The sequence below is a fragment of the Niastella sp. OAS944 genome (assembly GCA_024809215.1).
Classification (GTDB): Bacteria; Bacteroidota; Bacteroidia; order Chitinophagales; family Chitinophagaceae; genus Niastella.
The window spans coordinates 184,760-205,436 of the sequence record JANUBW010000003.1; the positions used below are offsets into that span (position 1 = coordinate 184,760).

General features: G+C 43.3%; 19 protein-coding genes. 7 read left to right on the plus strand and 12 right to left on the minus strand.

Going from position 1 to position 20,677, the window contains the following annotated elements; genetic code table 11:
* Window positions 1-25 precede the first annotated feature (25 nt).
* The 5 genes from GGD38_RS15325 to GGD38_RS15345 all read right to left on the minus strand — a co-directional run bounded on the left by GGD38_RS15325 (window position 26) and on the right by GGD38_RS15345 (window position 4,675).
* A complete protein-coding gene (locus tag GGD38_RS15325) occupies window positions 26-850 on the minus strand; it encodes a DUF6597 domain-containing transcriptional factor (protein ID WP_375297121.1) in 825 nt (274 codons plus the stop codon).
* A 46-nt stretch (window positions 851-896) separates the two neighbouring features.
* Window positions 897-2,135 (minus strand): MFS transporter, encoded by a 1,239-nt coding sequence (locus tag GGD38_RS15330; protein WP_375297122.1) that lies wholly within the window; start codon window positions 2,133-2,135, stop codon window positions 897-899.
* Between the two features lie 84 nt (window positions 2,136-2,219).
* Window positions 2,220-3,167: a helix-turn-helix domain-containing protein gene (locus GGD38_RS15335; protein ID WP_375297123.1), complete on the minus strand. Its 948-nt coding sequence runs from the start codon at window positions 3,165-3,167 to the stop codon at window positions 2,220-2,222.
* A 128-nt stretch (window positions 3,168-3,295) separates the two neighbouring features.
* Window positions 3,296-3,949 carry a hypothetical protein gene (locus tag GGD38_RS15340; protein WP_375297124.1) on the minus strand — a complete coding sequence of 218 codons (654 nt, stop codon included), beginning with the start codon at window positions 3,947-3,949 and terminating at the stop codon, window positions 3,296-3,298.
* A 60-nt stretch (window positions 3,950-4,009) separates the two neighbouring features.
* Window positions 4,010-4,675, minus strand: a complete 666-nt coding sequence (locus GGD38_RS15345) for a hypothetical protein (RefSeq protein ID WP_375297125.1) — start codon at window positions 4,673-4,675, stop codon at window positions 4,010-4,012.
* A 280-nt stretch (window positions 4,676-4,955) separates the two neighbouring features.
* On the opposite strand from GGD38_RS15345, the gene GGD38_RS15350 reads away from it, so the two are divergent.
* Window positions 4,956-5,117, plus strand: a complete 162-nt coding sequence (locus tag GGD38_RS15350; protein ID WP_375297126.1) for a hypothetical protein — start codon at window positions 4,956-4,958, stop codon at window positions 5,115-5,117.
* A gap of 39 nt (window positions 5,118-5,156) precedes the next feature.
* The gene (locus tag GGD38_RS15355; RefSeq protein ID WP_375297127.1) at window positions 5,157-7,244 is read left to right on the plus strand and encodes a TonB-dependent receptor; all 2,088 of its coding nucleotides are present in this window, start codon (window positions 5,157-5,159) and stop codon (window positions 7,242-7,244) included.
* A 153-nt stretch (window positions 7,245-7,397) separates the two neighbouring features.
* Here the strand turns inward: GGD38_RS15355 and GGD38_RS15360 are convergent, their stop codons facing one another.
* Window positions 7,398-7,778, minus strand: coding sequence for a SnoaL-like domain-containing protein (locus tag GGD38_RS15360; RefSeq protein WP_375297128.1), 381 nt, complete (start codon window positions 7,776-7,778; stop codon window positions 7,398-7,400).
* 409 nt (window positions 7,779-8,187) lie between these two features.
* Here GGD38_RS15360 and GGD38_RS15365 point away from each other — a divergent pair, with 409 nt between their 5' ends.
* Window positions 8,188-9,612 (plus strand): sulfatase-like hydrolase/transferase, encoded by a 1,425-nt coding sequence (locus tag GGD38_RS15365; protein WP_375297129.1) that lies wholly within the window; start codon window positions 8,188-8,190, stop codon window positions 9,610-9,612.
* A 195-nt stretch (window positions 9,613-9,807) separates the two neighbouring features.
* Here GGD38_RS15365 and GGD38_RS15370 read toward each other — a convergent pair whose 3' ends face one another.
* The gene (locus tag GGD38_RS15370) at window positions 9,808-10,524 is read right to left on the minus strand and encodes a 3-ketoacyl-ACP reductase (protein WP_375297130.1); all 717 of its coding nucleotides are present in this window, start codon (window positions 10,522-10,524) and stop codon (window positions 9,808-9,810) included.
* Between the two features lie 107 nt (window positions 10,525-10,631).
* On the opposite strand from GGD38_RS15370, the gene GGD38_RS15375 reads away from it, so the two are divergent.
* Window positions 10,632-10,850 carry a hypothetical protein gene (locus tag GGD38_RS15375; RefSeq protein ID WP_375297131.1) on the plus strand — a complete coding sequence of 73 codons (219 nt, stop codon included), beginning with the start codon at window positions 10,632-10,634 and terminating at the stop codon, window positions 10,848-10,850.
* Window positions 10,851-11,181: 331 nt separating this feature from the next.
* On the opposite strand, the gene GGD38_RS15380 is transcribed toward GGD38_RS15375, so the two are convergent.
* On the minus strand, window positions 11,182-12,870 hold the full coding sequence (locus GGD38_RS15380) for a glycoside hydrolase family 28 protein (protein WP_375297132.1): 1,689 nt from the start codon (window positions 12,868-12,870) through the stop codon (window positions 11,182-11,184).
* A gap of 180 nt (window positions 12,871-13,050) precedes the next feature.
* Between GGD38_RS15380 and GGD38_RS15385 the strand changes: the two genes are divergently transcribed.
* Complete coding sequence (locus GGD38_RS15385; RefSeq protein WP_375297133.1) at window positions 13,051-13,446, plus strand: DoxX family protein; 396 nt, start codon at window positions 13,051-13,053, stop codon at window positions 13,444-13,446.
* 13 nt (window positions 13,447-13,459) lie between these two features.
* On the opposite strand, the gene GGD38_RS15390 is transcribed toward GGD38_RS15385, so the two are convergent.
* A complete protein-coding gene (locus GGD38_RS15390; protein ID WP_375297134.1) occupies window positions 13,460-14,599 on the minus strand; it encodes an epoxide hydrolase family protein in 1,140 nt (379 codons plus the stop codon).
* A gap of 110 nt (window positions 14,600-14,709) precedes the next feature.
* Between GGD38_RS15390 and GGD38_RS15395 the strand changes: the two genes are divergently transcribed.
* Window positions 14,710-14,922 (plus strand): hypothetical protein, encoded by a 213-nt coding sequence (locus GGD38_RS15395; RefSeq protein ID WP_375297135.1) that lies wholly within the window; start codon window positions 14,710-14,712, stop codon window positions 14,920-14,922.
* A 160-nt stretch (window positions 14,923-15,082) separates the two neighbouring features.
* On the opposite strand, the gene GGD38_RS15400 is transcribed toward GGD38_RS15395, so the two are convergent.
* Complete coding sequence (locus GGD38_RS15400) at window positions 15,083-15,967, minus strand: alpha/beta hydrolase (protein WP_375297136.1); 885 nt, start codon at window positions 15,965-15,967, stop codon at window positions 15,083-15,085.
* A 232-nt stretch (window positions 15,968-16,199) separates the two neighbouring features.
* On the opposite strand from GGD38_RS15400, the gene GGD38_RS15405 reads away from it, so the two are divergent.
* Window positions 16,200-17,309, plus strand: coding sequence for a serine hydrolase domain-containing protein (locus tag GGD38_RS15405; protein ID WP_375297137.1), 1,110 nt, complete (start codon window positions 16,200-16,202; stop codon window positions 17,307-17,309).
* 276 nt (window positions 17,310-17,585) lie between these two features.
* Here the strand turns inward: GGD38_RS15405 and GGD38_RS15410 are convergent, their stop codons facing one another.
* Window positions 17,586-19,130: a hypothetical protein gene (locus GGD38_RS15410; protein WP_375297138.1), complete on the minus strand. Its 1,545-nt coding sequence runs from the start codon at window positions 19,128-19,130 to the stop codon at window positions 17,586-17,588.
* A gap of 71 nt (window positions 19,131-19,201) precedes the next feature.
* Window positions 19,202-20,644, minus strand: a complete 1,443-nt coding sequence (locus GGD38_RS15415; protein ID WP_375297139.1) for an alpha/beta fold hydrolase — start codon at window positions 20,642-20,644, stop codon at window positions 19,202-19,204.
* Window positions 20,645-20,677: the final 33 nt, after the last annotated feature.

The following is a 20,677-nucleotide window of genomic DNA, read 5'->3' on the forward strand; positions in this document are numbered from 1 at the left end:
TCGGACATAATCGACCGTAGCAGATTTATTCCCCCATAATTTTAGCGGGTGTAGTACCATAAAAAGTTTTGAACGCTTTTATAAAATGCGACTGGTCGTAATACCCTGCATCGAAAAACAGTTTTTCACTTTTTAATAATTGTGTAGATGGTTTTGCTTTCAGCAGTTGTTGAAACCGGATGATCTGTGAGAAGATCTTGGGGCTATCGCCAATATAAAAATTAAACATCCGGCGAAGCTGCCTGGCACTAAGTCCTGTGTTAAGTTCACTTTCTATATGCAGACCGCCGGCGCTTTTAAGAATTTGTAAAACCGATTCCATAAAACGGGGGTCAGTTGCCGGCGTTTGCTTTATTAAACGGTTCGTAAAAAATTTATTTAGCAATGCCACTATTTTATCCGCTGTATAACCGGCCTGCATATGATCTGCAATATATTTAGCCAGTGGCGGAACAACATCACTTAATTTCTCGTACCGGTTGCTAAGCTCGCTGCCATCTATCGAAAACAAATAAGGGAAGGCCGCAGGCAAGAAACGCACGCCCACATAATGAAACGACTGGGGCAGGGCAAACTCTGTATACTGTTTGCAAAAACCCATTACATAACTATCGGCCGCATCGTGCATGTTGAAGTAAATATCCATGCAGGCATCGGCCACTACCCTATAAATAAAAGGTTGCTCCATCGGGATTGGAGCAACCAACTGCCAATAACAATATATATAAGGGTGAAGCAAGTCGGCCGGTATATGCTCCTGGTAACTCACTCTGCTGTCTGCTTTATAGAAAATGGAGGGTTGAACGGGGTTATACTGTTTCCTGATTGCACTTATTAATTCAACGCCCATTCTTTTTTCTATAAAAATAGCAACAAAAAATTGTTACCGGAAACCGTTACGCTGCAACAGCTGCCTCAACCTGTTGCGTATTTTGGGCCGGTTTTACGCTTTCGTGGGTTACCCATTTTGTTCTTACAATTACCAGGAAGCTGCCGGCTGCAAGTACCGCATAAGCCACACCCAGCATGGTTTGACTGGTAATGCTTAATGAATTCACAAGTAATGAACTTAACACTGATGTTACTACCGAAAATCCACCGCCTACCAAACCGGCTGCTTTACCTGCATATTGTGGAAAACGGGTGAGGGTATAAGACATCAGGTTGTTGAAAATAAACCCGCCGGTACTGTGCAACAGAAATACAAACAACAGCAACGTAACTAAGCTCTGGTGATAAAATGTAAGCGTTATCAACAAGGTAACCGCTACCAGTTGCAGGGTAGAAGCGAATATTAACTTTTTTAGAAAAGGTTTTTTGATCAGGATCCGCGAAAGTGTGCCGCCCGTCATTACCGAAAGACCACTAAACAATGCCGCATAACCGGTAGTTGTTGCCGACAAATGCAATTTCTGCTCAATCAGGAACGGACTGGCCATTCCATAAAACAGGATCATAGCATAGGCTAAACCAAGAATGACCATGCCAGCGGTAAAGTCGGGCGTTTTTACCATTTTGCCATAAGTATCGAGCACATTTTTTATACTGAACGGCTGCACCTGTTTTTGTGATTCGCCGCCTATAAGCACTTCAATAATAAAAAACGCGAAACTAAAAATACCCAGGAAGATGAAGTTCGATTTCCAGCCCCAGGTTGTTTGAAAAAAGCCACCCAGGAAAGGCGCCACGATAGGCCCTATTGCCCAGATAACAGAAAACAAACTGGTATACTTTTTCAGTTGATCGCCACTATATACATCAACAAAGAACGACCGTTTGCTGACGATAATTACGGCCACCGTAAAGCCCTGTATAATACGCATCAGGTAAATGAACTGGATGCTTTCGGTAAAGGCAATGGCAAAACTGCTTGCGCTGAAGACCAGCATCGAGATCATGGTTGGCCAGTAACGGCCATAACTATCGAGCAGGCCGCCCACAATCAATTGTGAAACGCCATAGCTAATAATAAACAGCGAAAGTGTTAATTGAATGGCTGCAGGTGTAGTGTGCAGCTGTGTAGCCATATCGGGCAGTGATGGTATATAAACATCCATTGCAAAGCCCGACAGGGGAATTAAACCCAGTGCGACCCAGGTATTTGCTTGTATCCGTGATGGTGTAATGTTCCTCATGTTAGTACCTTTTAATTGATGATGTAAAGGTATATCACATGGCCACCCCGGTAATTATACCATTCAAAGGGATGGTTATACAAATCAAAGACTGGCCGGAATTGCAATATTTTGCTGCCTGAATTCCATGGGCGCCACCGAAGCGAACTGTTTAAAGTATTTATTGAAGTGCGAAGGGTATTCAAAACCAAGCGCATAGGCTATTTCGGCAATATTCCAGTTGGTATTGCGTAGTAAGGCCTTGGCCTCGCTCACGATGCGTTCATGAATGATAGTGCGGGTTGATTTGCCGGAATACTTTTTCACCACACTGTTCAAGTGGTTCACATGCACATGCAGCTGATCGGCAAAATGCGCCGGTGTTAATAATTTTAACGAATTCTCGGGCGAATCAACAGGAAACTGTTGATTCAACAATGTATAAAAAGCATTCACCAGGCGGTCGCGCACGGCACCGTTTTGTGCAAGCTGATTTTGCTGTAACCTTACTCCTTCATGTATTACCAGTTGCAAAATATTCCTGATCATATCCCATTTGTAGGAGTAATCAGACTCCTGCATCCGTTGCATTTCACCAAAGTACATATGAAGCCGGTCGCGCTCTTCCTCAGTAAGATTTACAATAGGGAATACGGAGGGGTTGAACAATGGACTGGCATATTGCACATCGGAAGGAATAGCGCTTTCTATAAACTGTTTATTGAATATTACGCCGTACCGGTTGGCATGGATATATGTCAACTCTATGGAGGCAGGTACCGATGGATTGGTGAAAATAAGGCAGGGTGGGTGCAATTGAATTTCCTGCTCGTCGTATATCAGCGTGCCTTTTCCTTTGCCGGTGGCATTGCTGAGGCATATTTTATAATAATCCCTTCTGTTAAAAGGCGTTTTTCCGGTTCGGCAGGTAATATACCTTATGTTGAAGTGGCTGCCGCCGCTAACCACAGGTAACTGGTCTTTAGGCACTGCCAGCCCAGTTCTATCGTAATACTCCTGCAAACTTTCGGTGGGGATCCTTTTATCCATCATAGTATTACATTTGAAATAGGTAAAAAGTTGGTCTTATATAATTCAAATGTACTAATAAACAGTTCAGAAATGAAAATGTGCCACACCTTCGAGGTGGGGCACATTTTACGGTACTGTAGAACAACTTGTTACACAGTGTATTGTCTTACATTCAGGTTTCCTGCTTTATTCGATTTCTCTATTATTCTATGAAAGATTTTATTATGCTGCATAACCTTCATGAACAGATTTATTTCATACTCATCGAGGTGTTCATCACGAAAGCCAACAGCGGTTTTTTTCGAAATATCCAACAGGCGGCCAATACGCGAAACCATGCTCAGAATATTTCTTTTTTGTTCGAGCTTGGTAAGGGTAGTTAAAGGAATTTCACCTACATGGCCCAACAGGTTCTTGTACTGAATAGAAGTATCGGTTAACGTAGCCATATAGCGGGTATTAAAAAGCGTATACGCCCACAGTAATAACAGCCCAAGAACAATGGAAATCAGGAAGAAGGAGGAGTGACGGTAAAGAGTGATCGCTATAAGTACTGGATAAGCTACAAGGATAATTTTAAAAACAATTGGTTTTACTTTATGTGCCAGCTTTAAAAAAGCCAGGTAAAAAAGGCCGGCGGTAATTATTGCAAAAACGACCTTTATCGGGTAATATAAATTCCAGTTATCTCTAACTGCAGGAATATAATATAACCATATAGACAAAACACCTTCTAAAAACCACGAGGGTATCAACAAAATTAAAAAGGGCAAAACGTAAGTGACGTTACTGGTAATTTTCATACGATAACAGGTTTTAAATATTGTGGAAAGGCTAACGGGCAAATGCTTCGAAAATTGCATTTACTCCGGAAAAGAAGAAAGGGCCGCCACGCGATAAGTGCCTGTTGTTATAGAGTAAAGCAGGAAGGTTTTTGCCTCCAGCACTTTTTTACGGTATACGTTTCTTGTATTCTTACTAACCTTCTCCTTAACAGTCTCGGGCGTTTCGTCGGCAACACCAATGTCCCAGGCTTCATTGATATACAGTTGGCTTTTTTCAGTCAACTGCAGCTCACTATCTTCAGTGCCTTTACCCGCTTTCAAAATGCGATCTCTTTTGGTTTTGTCGACCCGCTGTCCTAAAAAACGTTCATTCCCTACGGCAAAAGAATCAATAATGATCCAGTTAGGCATTCCAAGAGTTCCACCCAACAATGGGTGTTGCTTCCCTATAGTGAACTCGATCGGAAATATTACAAATTCTTCTTTTGCGATATTCAGGATGCCATTTTTGTCAACGTCGAATGTTTGTGGCTTACCGCCATCAATTGAAACGGTGTGCTCGCCACTCCATAGCTTAAGTTTAGCAAAGCGGTCTGTACTTTCTGATTGCAGGGTCAAGGTGTCGTCGATCTTAACTACGTGCTCTTTACAAAAAGAAGCGTTATAGGCTACTGTGTGTTTGTTTTTACCACAAGAGATCAACAGGCTCACCACTACAGGGAGCGCAAGGAAGATTGTTTTCATAATAAGGGTACTTGTATTGTGCGTAAAGTAAAAGTTTTCAGTTACTTATCAAAGCGGGTATGGATAATTTAATAAACGCGGGCACCGATAATTCACGACAATTACGTCAAAATGGCAATTGGCCCATTCCTACCTGTTTATATTTACCACATGTAGTTTTTCCGCAATTCGAAAGCATTAATTCCTGATCCGGCACAGCCAAACCGAATAAATGGAGCACCTTGCCCCACCCCATAAAATCATGATAATGAACAGGTGTTTTCTAGTGCTATTTTTCTCATTGATTATCCTACAGTTACAGGCCCAGGTTAAAAGCGGATCGTTGAAAGGTACAGTGCATACAGCAAAAGGAGAAGCGTTGCCCCATGCAACTATTTCCATACAAAAAAAGGCTGTCACCATGACCGACTCAACAGGCAAATTCGTAGTAAGCAATATATAAACAGGACGTCAGGAGATCGTTATCACGGCAGCCGGCTATTTGGCCAATACGCTTACCGTACATGTGCAGGAAGGAAAAGAAGCCGATATATACATTACCATGGAAGCCGACGGCATTATGAATGAAGTTGTGGTTACTGCCGGCCGTAAAGTGGAAAGCATAAATGAAGTGCCCTCTTCGGTGACCATTCTGCAGGCAAAACAAATAAAAGAGCAGCTATCGATAAACCCAAACATGACATCGATACTTGGTAATACAGTTCCCGGTCTTGGTACTTATACCAATAAGGCCACCAATGCCGGACAAACGCTTCGCGGCCGTGCCGTGCTGGTACTTATTGATGGAATTCCGCAATCGACCCCACTTATGAATGGCAGCCGCGATATGCGCACCATTGACCCTGCGGTTATAGAGCGTGTTGAGGTGATAAAAGGCGCTACTTCTATTTACGGAAATGGCTCTGGTGGCGGTATCATCAACTTTATTACAAAAAAACCCGAAGGCGGTAAGGCCATCAGTGGTGAAACGCAACTAAGCACAGACGGGAATATCGACTACTCAAGCCATACATTAGGCTACCGGGTTTCACAAACCTTATATGGCAACATAAAAAAATTCTCTTACGTTGTTAGCGGAATTTACAGTGAGGCCGGCGTACAAAAAGACGCAGATGGAAATGTTATTGCGCAACCCGACGGCCTTGGCGAAACAAAGAACTACAACCTGTTTGGTAAACTCAGTTACCATATTACCGATAACCAGCAAGTAACCGTTTCGTACAATTTATTCCGCAGCCGCCAGTATGCCGATTATATAAACGTTGCCGGTAAGTACGGCGTATCGCCTGCCTATGGCGTTGAAGGTGTTGACCCCGGCGAAGCAGCTGGCACACCCCATAACCATAATCTGTATGTTAGCTACCGTGCCAGCAAACTGCCATTTAACAGCAGCCTTGAACTGGTAGCATACGATCACCATTTTCAATCGCTGAACCGGTATGTTGAAAAATCAACTGCCTGGTATGGCCCCGGTCAAACCTATATTGAAAGCTGGAAAAGAGGTGTACGCCTTAACCTGAACACCCCCTGGAAATGGAAGTTCCTTTCAGGTGATGTTACCTATGGTATGGATGTGTTAAAAGACCGTACCAACCAAACGTTGACCGATGGCCGCGTGTACATCCCCGACATGAAAATGATGAACTATGCGCCATTTGCCCAGGTTAAAATAGATTATAAAGATTTTGTTATTAAAGGCGGAGTGAGGTATGAAGATGCTAATATTGAAGTACCTGATTTCACTACCATTTCAAAAAATGCCGATGGCTCAGGCGGCAAGTTTGTACAGGGCGGCACCCTTCACTTTAACGCCACCATGTTCAATGCGGGCATACGCTATACACGCACGCCCTACTTTAACCCATTTGTAAGCTTCGGGCAGGCGTTTGGGTTGAATGAACTTGGCCGCGTTTTACGCAGTGCTACCCAAAGTTCACTTGACCAAATAACAACAGACCCTGTTATCATCAATAACTACGAAGCCGGTTTCAGCAGCCAGGTTGGACCTGTAAGTGTAACCGCAGCTTATTTTATCAATACCTCAAAACTGGGCGCCAACCTGGTTGAGCAAAATGGCATCTTTGTAACACAGCGTGAGCCTGAAAGAGTAGAAGGTTATGAAGTTGCAGCAGAAGCACAGATCGTTAAGGGCCTGCGTGCCGGTGGTACCGTTTCGTATGTTGAAGGAAAATCAGAAAAAGAAGACGGCAGCAAAGTATATATGAACGGCGAACGCATTATGCCGCTGAAAGCAACCGGCTTTATCAGCTATAGCCCTGTTTCGGCTTTGAACCTGCAGCTGTCTACCATTCACACCGGCAGCCGCCATCGCTTTGAGCCCAGAAGCACAGGTGTATATGGACTTAGCGAAGGCCCCGTTAAACCGGTAACTTATTTCAACTTTAATGGTGGTTATAAGATCAACCAATCATTTAACGTGGCGTTGGGTATTGAGAACGTATTTAACCAATCGTATTACCCGGCCAGAAGCCAGTACCGTGTGCAGGATGCAGAGTATGTGCAGGGCAACGGCGCACACTTTACGCTGAGCCTGGGGTATAAATTTTAAACAGTTTCCAGTTCCCGGTTCCCAGGCCTTATGTGCAGCCTGCCGATAAGAAATCGGGTGCTCCGAAATTCGGGTTTCCCGGTAACAGGTAACTGGTAACCGGTAACTTATTTCAAAACCCGCATAGGACCAGATCTTATGCGGGTTTTTAGTTTAATAAAAGAATTGCTCCAATACTATTTGCCCATCTTTTACTTCATACAACATGATCTCGTTTATTTGAATTCTACCATGCAGCTGCGTTGTAATATCCATTTCTCTTGTTACCGCAAAATGATTCCCTGTAACAATTGGTTCTGATGTATAAGCGCTGTGCAACCCTGTAATTTGTTTTACAAAGTCTTCGCCCTTTTTACGAACCGCCGCTTTACCTTCTGCATACCCCATATAGGGCGAGCCGGGCGGATCGACACTCTTAACATTATCTGCAAAGAACTCCGCTTGTATCTCGAACCATTTTTCCTGTTGTGCCAACTCGTTGAACCGCGCCGCCACTTGTTGCGTGGTCAGTACATTGGTTTGTTCTTTTATCATTGTTGTAATTTTTATACAACAAATGTATTGTCAATATACAGTTTGCCCCTGGTGTGATATGGACTTTAACCAAGGGGGATTTAGACAAAATGGTGAGTGGTGAGTGGTGAGTGGTGTGGTGAATGGTGAGTGGTGAGTGGGCTCGCGAACATTAAGCCTAATATACTATCTTGCGCCGCCCGAATTTTATTGCCGATTGCCGATTGCCGATTGCCGATTGCCGATTGCCGATTGCCGATTGCCGATTGCCGATTGCCGATTGCCGATTGCCGATTGCCGATTGCCGACTGCTCGTTATTCCACAGTAGCCTTACATATAAAAGCAACAGCCGCCTCCAAATCAGGCACCTGCTTCACATGGAACTCCTCACCAAAAAACATCAACATTCCCTAACGTGGTAACGATTGCATGACACCTTTCGATACTATCAACAATACTTATATTGCATTACCGCTTATTTTTTTAATGATGAAAAACATAAAAGCAATAACTGTTTTAGCCGCAACACTTTTTAGCGTAACACTACAGGCGCAGGAACGCCCCAATATCATTTTCGTTTTAACCGACGATATGGGTTATTCTGACCTTAGCACTTATGGTAACCCGGTCATTCAAACCCCGTTTCTCGATTCGGTGGCAGCTAAGGGAATAAAGGCCACCAACTATGTTGTGTCAAGCCCCTCGTGCACACCTTCGAGGGCATCATTACTTACCGGCCGTTATGCTTCGCGGTATAATTTACCCTCACCGCTGGCGCCCGGTTCACCATTAGGTTTAGCCGATGATGAGGTTACCATTGCCGAAATGCTGAAGAAAGTGGGCTATAACACTTCTATGGTTGGCAAATGGCATTTGGGCGATAAACAGGATTATCATTATCCAACAGCGCAGGGCTTCGATTCTTATTACGGTTTGCTGTATAGCCATGACTATCGTTTTCCTTATGTGAAAACCGATACCACCATCAGGATCTATCGCAACCGTACACCGGAAGTAGATCAGCCCGAAGATTCATCGCTTACTTACCTGTATACTAAAGAAGCTATTTCTTATATCGACAAACAGAAAAAAGGCACACCCTTCTTTCTTTACCTCTCTTACAACCTGCCGCACTTACCAGTTGCCAGGGCAGCCGCTGCCAGCTATTTAAAAGGTCACCAGGATGGCGGCCCATTAGGCGCTGTTGTTGAAGAACTTGATGCCAGCCTTGCCCGGGTTTTTGAAAAATTAAAAGATAAGAAGCTGCTTGATAATACCATCTTTATGTTCTCAAGCGATAATGGTCCCTGGATAGAGTTCCCCGGCCGCATGGAGCAAGACGGTGTAACCAAACCCTGGCATGCAGGCACAGCCGGTGTCTTCAGAGGGTCGAAAGGACAATCTTATGAAGGCGGTATCCGTGAACCGTTTATTTTTTACTGGAAGGGACATACGCCAACCGGTTTAACCTTAACAAACCCCATCAGCAACCTTGATATTCTGCCCACACTGGCGCGTATTACCAATGCGCCAGTGCCACAACAACGTACGTTAGACGGACAGGATATCACCGACCTGTTAACAGGCAAGGCCGATCCTAAACATTATGAGCACCGCCCCATTTATATTGTAAACAATGGTAAACTGGAAGCCGTAAGACAGGGCGCCTGGAAGTACCGCGAGGTTCCGGCAGGTGTAAATCACATTTCCACCAAACAAAACCCTGAAGCAAAAGAGCTGTTCAATATAAACTACGATCCTTCGGAACGCACCAATGTGATTGAAGAATACCCGGAAAAGGCAAAAGAACTGAAAGCCCTGTATGATGGGTTTAGCGGGTATAAGAAGAACTAGAGATCTTCGTAAGTGGATTCCGGCGAGATCAGCGTATAATAGAACAGTTTTTTTGAATCAACGATCAATGTTTTCATTGGGATTGAATTAAGCATTCTTAGATTAGGCGGTTACCTCTTCAAGAGGTGCTCGCTTTGAGTTTCAAAATAAAAGGCCAAGGTGGGCCGCCCGCCAAGGGCGACCCACCTTTGTCATTTATGGATTGGTTGAAAAAATACTCGCTTCTTTTACAAACACTCTTCTATTGAGTTTCAATTGCGCAATAATAAGCTCAGCAAAGTCTTCTGGGTGCATCACTCTTTCAGGATCACCGGTAACCAGGTTAGCGCTATTAGCCAGGTCGGTAACAACGGTGCTGGGCGCCAGTGCGGTTACCCGAATATTGTGTTTTCTTACTTCCTGCATAAGGCTTTCACTTAAACCAAATACAGCAAATTTCGACGCCGCATAAGCGCTGGTAACAGCACTGCCGGTTTTGCCGGCTGTAGAAGAAATATTTACAATGTCGCCGGTTTTACGTTCAATCATTTGCGGCAGTACAGCGCGTGTAGTATAATAAACGCCAAACACATTTACTTTTATCTGTTGCTCCCACACTTCGGGTTCCAGCGCCAGAAAATTACCAAACGTAGCCGTACCTGCGTTATTGATAAGGATATCAACATTCCCCAGTTCTTTATTCAGTTTTTCAACGGCCGCTTCCACCCCGGCACGGTTACTAACATCGGCCGTAGCAAAAGCACTTTTCACACCCAGTTTACTAACCTCATCGGCAACTGCTTTTACATCTTTCTCCGTTCTGGCTATTAACCCAACGTTCACACCTTCGTTTGCCAGGGCAATGGCAATAGCTTTTCCAATTCCTTTCCCGGCGCCTGTAACCAACGCCACTTTACCTTTTAAACTTTCCATATACTTAATTTAGAATACAAAAATGCAGAAGTTATTTTATGACCTGCCCCGGCCCCGGCATTATTTTTTTATAAATGATTACATTAGCTTACTTTAAATAACATTATATGAGCCAGGCGTTTGTAAAAGAGGAAGATGCACAGTGGCTGCACGACCTGCCACCCACCTTACCTGCACTGATCAATTATTTAACCCGCGACAACAATGGCGTGCGGGTGTATGAAACAAAGACAAGTTTTAGAAAAGATGGAAAGGAACTGCACCATATGAGCAATGGGCTTAATTATTTTGTAAATGATGAAAGCCAGTGGACAATTGAATGGTAAAATAATTAAGCAACACTACCAGTTTTAATTTTATAGCAGCACTATTTTAAAGCAGGAAACTTTCTCATGAAAAAAGTCCTTTTTTCATGAAATATTGGTTGTTAATTAAATTAAATGATCTGTTCTCATGAAAACAGGTATCATTTTCATGAGAATTTTTGTTTCTTTTGAATGCAAAAGCTTTTTTTCATGAAAACAAGTATTGTTTTCATGAAAAATCCCAATTCTATTAAAAAGAAAAGGCTTTTTTCATGAAAAAAAGCCTTTCGATTTTAAAAGTGCGTCTATTTTCGTGAAAATAATGCATCCTTCACTGTTATCAGTTATCAACTCATCCCATTACCACCGCATTCTTTCCGGCCCCTCTTTCAAACACCAACGGTTTCAGCGCTTTACGCAAATCGCCGCCATTTACAACAATGCCTTCGCAGGCCTCACCTTCTACCTGTAAAAAAGCAGCTGCATTTGTCAATACACGTGTGGCGGCTATTAAAATATCTTTCGAATTAATGATCCTGATCAACTCGGCATCAACGCTTCCTTTGGCGCTTAAGCCTGTTACCGATGCATCGTGCACATTATCGAAAATAACCGCGGGGCGGGCATCGGCTTTTTCATATTCAAACCTAACATTGTGCAGCGTAAGGTTCTTTACATTACGGGCATACAAGCCATAGGCCGGCGGACCAAATGGCTGCGTTGCCCAAACGCCAAAATATTCGGCTGCTACCTGGGGCACGTCTCTTTTCAATGCCTGTTCTTTTGTACCGCCACCGGCATAAGTAACATGTACATCGGTAAAGCTGATATTCTCAAGAAATGCATTGCCAACACCATTCAATGTAATGCATGAATTTAATTCGCCATCAAATACATTCACCCCAAATGCAATATCAGGGTGATTCACCGGCTTTTCAACAACCGTGGCGCGAATGCCATTGAATGAAATATTACGCACAAACGAAGTGGTGTCATTCGCATTATCAGTTGCATTGTTCCTGTTGCTGGTATTTGTAAAGGCAATACCAATAGGCCCGGTTACATTACGCATAATAATGTTCGAGAAACTAAGGTTCTCTATACGCGCCTTGCCCGAACTGATCTTAACAGGGCAACCATAGGTATCGTAAATCAAACAATTATTTACAACAATGTTCTGCGCTTCGCCGCTGCCAAACCTGAAGATGGACCAGCGGGTGCTAAAGCTACAGTTGGTTATGGTTACAAACTGGTTGCTGCCAAAAAGCGCACAGGCGTCGTCCTGGCACTGTATATCGCAATTGCTGATGTGCACATACTGGCTATCGTTAAAATGAAAGCCATCGTTGTTTTTGTTTACGCGGTTATATATTCTAATGCCGTGTAGTTGTATCTGTTTGCATTTCAAAATGCGAAAACAATGGTAGGCGCTGCGGGTCAATAAAACATCCTGCACTAAAAAATTGGTGCATTGGTAAAAAACGATCAAATGCGGCCGGTCGAAATTTCCGCCAACACCCCGTTGGCCCGGCCCCGTATTATCGCCTTTACCATTATAGAACGCCTGGCCGCTGCCATCAATAGTACCGCGCCCTTCGATTGTTATATTCTCTGCATTTACCGCATAGATAAACACAATGTTTCCATTGCCCGGCGGCACGCCTTTGCCGGCACTATAATCTTCGCGGCGGGTACTGCCAAGCAAACGTCCCTGTACCGAAACGTGTAACGTAACATTCGACCTCAACTCAATGGTACCACAAACAAAATCACCCGCGGGTATCAGCACCGTACCACCATTTTCTTTATTACATAGGTCAATGGCCGCCTGTATGGCTTTTGTATCGGGGGTTTTGCCATCGCCCTTTGCACCATGATCGCGCACATTGAAAATGCGGGCGCCCCGTAAGTTGTCGTTGTTTTTTTGGTGTGGCGCTGCCAATGCGGTTGCAGGCAATGCGGCGGCGGTAACAGCCATTGCAGGCACAGTAAGTTTGCCAAGCCACTGGCGGCGCGAAAGCAGATCGTTTTTAGGTTCCATATAATTCAAATATAAAAACTGTACAAACGCTTCGCAAAACGGAAACTAGCTTTTAACTAACCTTAATTGGCCGGCATCGCTGGTAACCTTTGTTTCGCTGAAGCGTGCAAGAGAACCCGTTGGGCTTTTTTGTTTGTTATTATAGTTTGCGTTAACTTGTATGAACCAATACCAACTATTATGAAACCGAAGACCATCAACATTCTTTACTGGGTGTTCACGATCCTTTTTGCGGCACTCATGATATTCTCTTCATACGACAGTATACTTATGAATGAAAAAGCAAAGGGCTTTATACATGGCTACCTTGGTTTTCCTATATACTTTATTCCATTTACCGGCTTAGCCAAACTGATAGGGTCAATTGTTATTTTAATGCCGCGTTTAAAAACAATAAAAGAATGGGCGTATGCCGGTTTGTTTTTCGATCTTATGGGCGCAGTATACGCAGGTGTTGCCGTGGCCAAAAAGATAGATCCCATGCTGGCCTTTATGTTAGTATGGTTTGTGCCTGGCATTCTTTCCTATTTTTTCTGGAAGAAAAAATTGAAACTGGAAGACAAGGGCCGGCGTTAGGCCCTTTCCCTCATTACAATTCTTTGGCAAACTGGCGAATGTCGTTAGCAAACAACGTGGGTTGTTCCATGGCTGCAAAATGTCCGCCTGCAGGCATTTCTGTCCATTGCTGTATATTAAAAAAGCGCGCTGCAAAATCACGCGGAGCAGGTATCATATCTTTAGGGAACTGTGCCACAGCTGTAGGCACCGCTACTTTTTTAATGTCTTTGCTTTTACTCATTTGCATCAATAACGCGCCAGCTTCATAATAAAGATTGATGGCAGAATATATTGTTTGTGTTGCCCAATAAATGGTAAGGTTGGTAAGCAGTTCATCTTTGGTAAAAACATTTTCGAGCCTGCCATTACAATCGCTCCAATGGTAAAACTTTTCAATGATCCAACCCGCAAGGCCCACCGGCGAATCGTTTAATCCATAAGTAAGCGATTGCGGTCTGGTACTTTGTATCATGGCATAGGCGCCTTCAGTTTGGCTCCATTGCTGACCTGCCTGTAAATACTTTTGTTCCGCTGCTGAAAGTTCATTGGGCGCAATAGTGAATAAATGGTACCAGGGCACATCGGTAAGATGAATGCCTTTTACATGTTGTTCATCATTAAGCGCAATCTGCTCCGTGATACTGCTGCCCCAATCGCCACCATGTACCATATATTCCGAATACCCCAACTCGTTTTTCATGAGTTTTGTAAACAGGCTGGCCATACGTTGCTGATTCATACCAGGTTTATCGGGAATATCGGAAAAACCATAACCCGGTAATGAAGGAACAACAACATCAAATGAAAAACCATTTTCATCTGCTGCAGTCAATAAAGGAATTACTTTAAGAAAGCGTATAAAGGAATCGGGAAATCCGTGTACCAATAAAAGCGGCATGCTGTTGGCGCCTTTACCCTTTTCATGAATAAAATGAATACCGGTTCCATCTATAGATGTTTTAAAATGCGAAAACGAATTCAGGTAAGCTTCATTTTTATTCCAGTTAAAACCATTAGCCCAATATGCACACAACTCCTTTAAATAGGTTTCATTTGTTCCTGCTTCCCATTTATCATTATCGATAGGGTTTGTCCAGCGGGCATTTTGCAATCTGTTGCGCAGGTCGTTCAACACGGCCGTTTCTATAGATATTTTGAAAGGGTGTGCCATACAATATATTTCTGATATAGGCATCAAAAATTGTGCTGCGCCCCAACGGCAATATGTAGCTTTTTTGCCCCGGCCTTTCTTACATTTGCAGTATATAAAAATTAAATATAATGAGCGATTTAGTTAAACAAATAGTAGAAAAAACAGGTATTCCTGCCGAACAGGCGCAACAGGTTTTAGGTGTAGTGGCCGGTTTTGTAAAGCAAAAATTCCCGCAATTTGGCGGTCAAATCGATTCTTTATTGGGTACCAGCGGTGAAGGATCAGACAATAATTCCGGTGGTAATATTCTTGGCGACCTGGGAAGTAAACTGGGTTTCTAGAAGTTACCGGTTACCGGATACCCGTTGCCGGGCCCTACATTCAGGATGCCCGACAAATAGTTGTCGGTCTCAAAATTCAAGGCCTGGAAACTGGTAACCGGCAACTTGTACCTACAACTTAAAATAAAGAGCCTTCCGATCTACCGGAAGGCTCTTTATTTTAAAATTGATGCATGAACTCTTCTACATCCCGCGTCCATTCATTTTTATATTTCAACAGGTAATTTTCGTGTCCAGCTTCCTGGTAGATCTTCAATTCCTTTCTGCCTTTTAAATTGGCAAAGATGGCGTCTGTTTCTTCTTTGCTTACCTTTTCATCTTTTGCACCATACAACAACAACGTAGGGCAGCTAATATGCTTTGCATACTTTGTTGGGTTGTGCCCAAAGGCCCAGAACCCATTTTCAACACCGCCCCAAAACACCAATAAACCAGCCATAGGAAATGCAGGTACATTCATTGATCTGAACCGGGCGCAAACTGTTTTGTACATAGAACCAAATGGGCATTCAATGATAATAGCCTCAGGCTTTATTTGAAAATCATGTATTGCTTTCATTATAGCCACGGCCCCCATGGAAGTGCCAAACAAACAGATCTTCTTTTCGCCTTGTTTAGTTAAATACTCAAAACAGGTTTTTACCTGTTCAGCTTCTTTATAGCCAATGGTGGTTTGATTACCTTCAGAACCGCCCGAGCCCATAAAATCAACAAGGAATGTATTATAGCCAAGACCTCTAAAAATAGCAGCCTTATCAAGCATTGAAGATTTTTGCCCTCCAAACCCGTGAAACAGCACAACTGTACCTTTTGCGCTATCGGTGTTTATACTCCAGCATTCAATTTCTTTATTACTTTTTAATCGAATGGTTGTAAAGTGTGCCAAAGGGATTACATTGTTTACAGGGCGCGGATTACTTACACCAAACAACAGGGTGTTAACTTTTTGCCCTACAGAAAGCTTATCCGGGTTATTAGTTTTTGTAACATTACCTGCTGCAAAATGCGTGAACTTGTACGAATGAAAAGCTGCGATAATGTTCATGAGCACAAAGAGCAATATTAATGTCCTTATGCCACGCCTTAGCCATTTTCTTTTACTTGTCAAGTTGTTGGAGTTTCGTAGTTTACACGGTCACACATATCTGTTAATATTATACACTGTATTGCGTTCAATCTGGCGTCATAACGTTTTAACTGCATCAACTCATGTATTTCTGTTAAAGTAGCCCATGTAAATTTATAATTTATGCCCAACTATTTAAATTCATATAGCCATGAAGATAATTTTAACAACTACTTTGCTGCTCTGTTCCTTTTGCATTTTAGCACAACCGGGCAAATCTAAAGAAGCTATTCGCGATAAGGCATTTAAAAAGGCCATCCTCACTGCCGAAAAATATATTGATTCCCTGCAAACCAGCCAGCATATTCCGGGCATTTCAATTTGTGTAGGCAACAGGGAAAAAATACTTTGGGCCGAAGGTTTCGGTTATGCCGACCTGGAAAATCAATCACCCGTAACAATAAACTCCGTATTTCGCTTAGGCTCCGTTTCAAAACTATTGACCGCATTGGCGGTTGGCAGGCTTTATCAACAAGGCAAACTCAACCTCGATGCACCGGTGCAGCAATACCTGCCCGATTTTCCTGCAAAAAAATATCCCATAACAGCCCGCCAGCTGGCAGGACATACGGCTGGCATCAGACACTATATAAAGGAGGACCAATTAATAGCACCCAGGTATTACAAGAATGTGCAGGAAGGTTTATCGATCTTTAAGAATGATACCCTTCTTTTCAAACCAGGAACGGCTTACAACTATTCCACCTTCGGCTTTAGCCTTTTAAGCGCTGTTGTAGAAGCTGCCGCGCAAAAAGATTTTCTGTCCTACATGCGCGACAGCATTTTTTTACCATTGGGCATGACGCATACATTTCCTGATAAGAATGACAGTATCATCCCGGGCAGGGTGAGGTTTTATGAGCCCACAAAAAGCGGCGGGGTACATAACTCCGACTATGTTGATAACAGTTATAAGTGGGCCGGCGGCGGGTTCTTATCATCTACTATTGATCTTGTGAATATGGTTCGGGGACTTATAACAAATCAACTGCTCGATGCCAAAACCGTTGAGTTGTTGTTTACCGATCAAAAGCTTGAAAATGGTAAAAGCACCAATGTGGGCATTGCCTGGCGTATTAATGAAACTAAACAGGGCGTAAAATATATTCACCACGGTGGCGCCATTGACGGCGGAAGGTCCTTTGTATTTTTCTGGCCTGATAGCGGGTATATTTTTGCAATTACAGCTAATATGAGCGGCGCCAGGCTTAATATTGATGAAGCGGCAACGGTACTTAGTTTTTTCCTGAATAACAAGTAGGTCCTTTCGTTCAACCTTATGTGAACCTTGTGTCATCCTTGTGTGAACCATGTGTCAAATAGCATACTTTACTAAGGGAACACACATGTTTCACACATGGTTGACACATGGATTATGCCATTCGTCCCTGGTTTTATGTGTGCTCGTCCCACAAATTATAGGGTTTACACATGCAATATGCACTTCGTCCCTGGTTTCACACATGCTCGTCCCAGGTTTGACACATGCCCGTCCCATTTTTCAAAATCGCCTTAAAAAGCGGGGTATATTTGCTTATCAACGGTATCCAATTAGCTGAACGGCTGTCGCTCCCAATCTTTCAGTTAATTGCGCCAGGTAAAGGCTTGAAGGATTAACGGGTGTATTATGGGCATCGTAAATTCCTTCGGGTAAAAAGGGTTCGGTATTAAATGGAACAGCTCTTTTTTGCGGTTCGCCTTTGCAACCAATGACCCAGTTTACCGAGCCGGGAGGTAACTGGTTTAAATAAGAACGGGCAGTACAGTTCCAGGCAACGGCCCAACCAATTGACCAGCCATGGCCGGAACCCATGGAACCTCTGTTCATAAAATCGATACCACCATCGGGAACTTGGCAATTATCAACCAGCAATCCTGTAGCCCAACGCTGATGCGGCTGTATCCAGCCGTTACCTTTAAAGGTACAGTTCAATAAAACTATGGGCCCGCTTACCTTGGCGCCGGTGGCGAAATAGAAGAGATTATCGCCGGTAATATTACATTCATTAAAAAGCAATTGCGCTCCGCTTCCATTGAGATCGGCTGGTTTGGCGGAACCTTTTGTAGGCACATCGTGCATGATGTTAACATGATCGACCGTTACCCTGTTTGCAGTAATGCTAATGCTGTTGGTTGTATTAACGATCTCTATATTACGAACCCAGCCGTCGGTTACATCACTCATGCCAAGCGCTTTATACAACCCATCGTTAATGGTTACCGATTGTGCAGGCGCAACAATGCGCAGGTTCTCAATACCGGTTTGTGAAATACCGCCCTGTGTTGTGATCTTAGTTACCGAAACACCATCAGTTCCCAGGTATTTCATATCGTAGGAATCTGTAAGGGGATAATCAACTGTGATCACATTTTTACTGATCTTTTTAATAACCCTTTCAGTTGTTATGTCACCGGTGATCCAGGTTTGCTTTTTACCATCGCGAACCAGGGTATCCATTCCCATAAACCGAACCCATGCTTCGGTAACCGGCCGGGAAATACGAATGGTATCGCCCGGCGCCAGTTCTTTGACATGTTGTAATTTGAAACTAACGCTGCCGGCGGGAACATATTGATCGGCAATAGTAGATGTTGCTTTGGTTGCCTTGGTTGTAACATTGCCCTTTACAACAAAGCAGGCATGGGGCAAACCGGTCATATTAATGACAGAACCATTTTCTGCAGCTCCGCTTCCCCGTAATACAACGCCGCTTGCAGTAATGGTTATTGGCCGTTCGCAATTGTAAGTGCCCGGTTTTAACAACACAGCACCGCGTATTCCATTTACCATTTTCAGGGCAGCTACCTGATCAATAGCTTCCTGAATGGTTATGGAGTTATCGCCCGCCGAAGGGCTAACAGTTATTTTTACCGGAACAGCAGGAATGGCAACGCCGCCACCCATATAACCGGCATAGGAAAAATCCATTATCCGGTCGCCGCGTTCCGTAGTTTTGTATTGAAGTTTGTTACTGGCATTGGTATACACCCATTGGCTTTTAGCTTGTGCGAATACCGTGGAATGAACAAGACAAACACCAGTGCAGATGAGCAGCATTTTTGAAAAGGCAAACAATTTCATGCCATGAAGTAATTACAATAATGGCTGTAATTGGTAAGGGGTATTAACCAGGTTGTAAGCTGAAATAACATCTAATAGGAGATGATATCCTTATTGCCCGATTCAATCTTTTTAAAAGGGTCATTCAGAAAATTGCGGATAATAGTATTGCCTATAACCCCACCCAATACCATGTGAGAACGGTTACGGTATAACAAGCGATGGCTATTAGGCATATAGTGATGGATCATGTCGATATATAAAGGCCGGCAGGCCGGGTCCATTTCGCCATCTGCCAACAGCACAGGTTTGGTTGAGTAAAACGGCTTTTTGGTTTGCGCCTGTATGGGCGGCGACTTCCAGCAATCGCACATTTCCCTGTACACATCGTTAATGTGATATCCTTTCATATAAGGATAGGGGCCATACACCTGGCGCAATATAGATTCTTCATGATACGCAGTTTGATCGGCACAATAAACAGAGATCCGCATTCCTGAAGGTCCATTTCCACCATTAAAAATATTTTCAATAACCTCTTTTATATATGGCTGGTGATTGCCCTGTATCATTTGCGTTATAAGATAAGGAATGTCCTTTATGTGCGCCTGATCGTAAAAGGCATTCACAACAATATTTAACAAGTCGCTTCTGGTATATTCTATATTCAATACCCTGCCCGAATCGGTATAAGGGTAATAAAAAGCTTTATTTTCTATTGAAGAAAAATAGTGATCGAACTTCTCTTTTAAGTTCCCATACAATGCCGTGTTTGTTGAATCTTTATCGCAATGATCAAACAATATGGCAAGCGCTTCATTAAAATTGGCGGGTTCATCCTCATCTATCGGGATAAATGTAGGTAGCGGAGAATCGAGCACCAATGACCTGATGCGCGAGGGATCTTTTTGCAGCACGGCAAGCATTAGTCCGCCACTATATGAGCCGCCGAACAAATTAACCGAATCAATTTGCAAAACCTGTAACAGATCGTGGATATCTGCAACCGTTTCATCGGTATTGTATCCGGCTATATCTATTCCCTTCTTTTCAAGCGCCTGTTTATAGCGTTTAACGCCCACAATTACCATACTATCTTTAGAAAGATTCTTCCTGTACGACTCCCTGATAGCGTCGCTCAATTCATCACTCGAAAGATTGGGAATGGCAAAGTGGGTGCCGCGCTGTTCAAATGCTATACAATCCCTGTCGTTGATGACACCGCGATTACGCGCACCGGTTATCCAGCCAAGTGAACTGCCCCCGGGGCCGCCTGCAGTAAATAACAGCGGATCTTTTCTTTTATTGGGGTTATTACTTTTAACTATAATAAACGGCAGCTTAACAAATTTCCCATTTGCCTTTTTCCTGTTCTCGGGTACCACCAGGTAAGCACATTGGTGGCTATAGTTACTATCAACCTTCACAGCACAATCGCAGGGTTCTATGCGGGGTATGTAGGCAGGTTTCTTTTGGCAATAAGTATTTTGAATAAAACAGGTAACAACAATAAACAAAACCAGGAGCATTCTCATGGCAGCTATTTTTTTAACAAATGTAACCGGCTC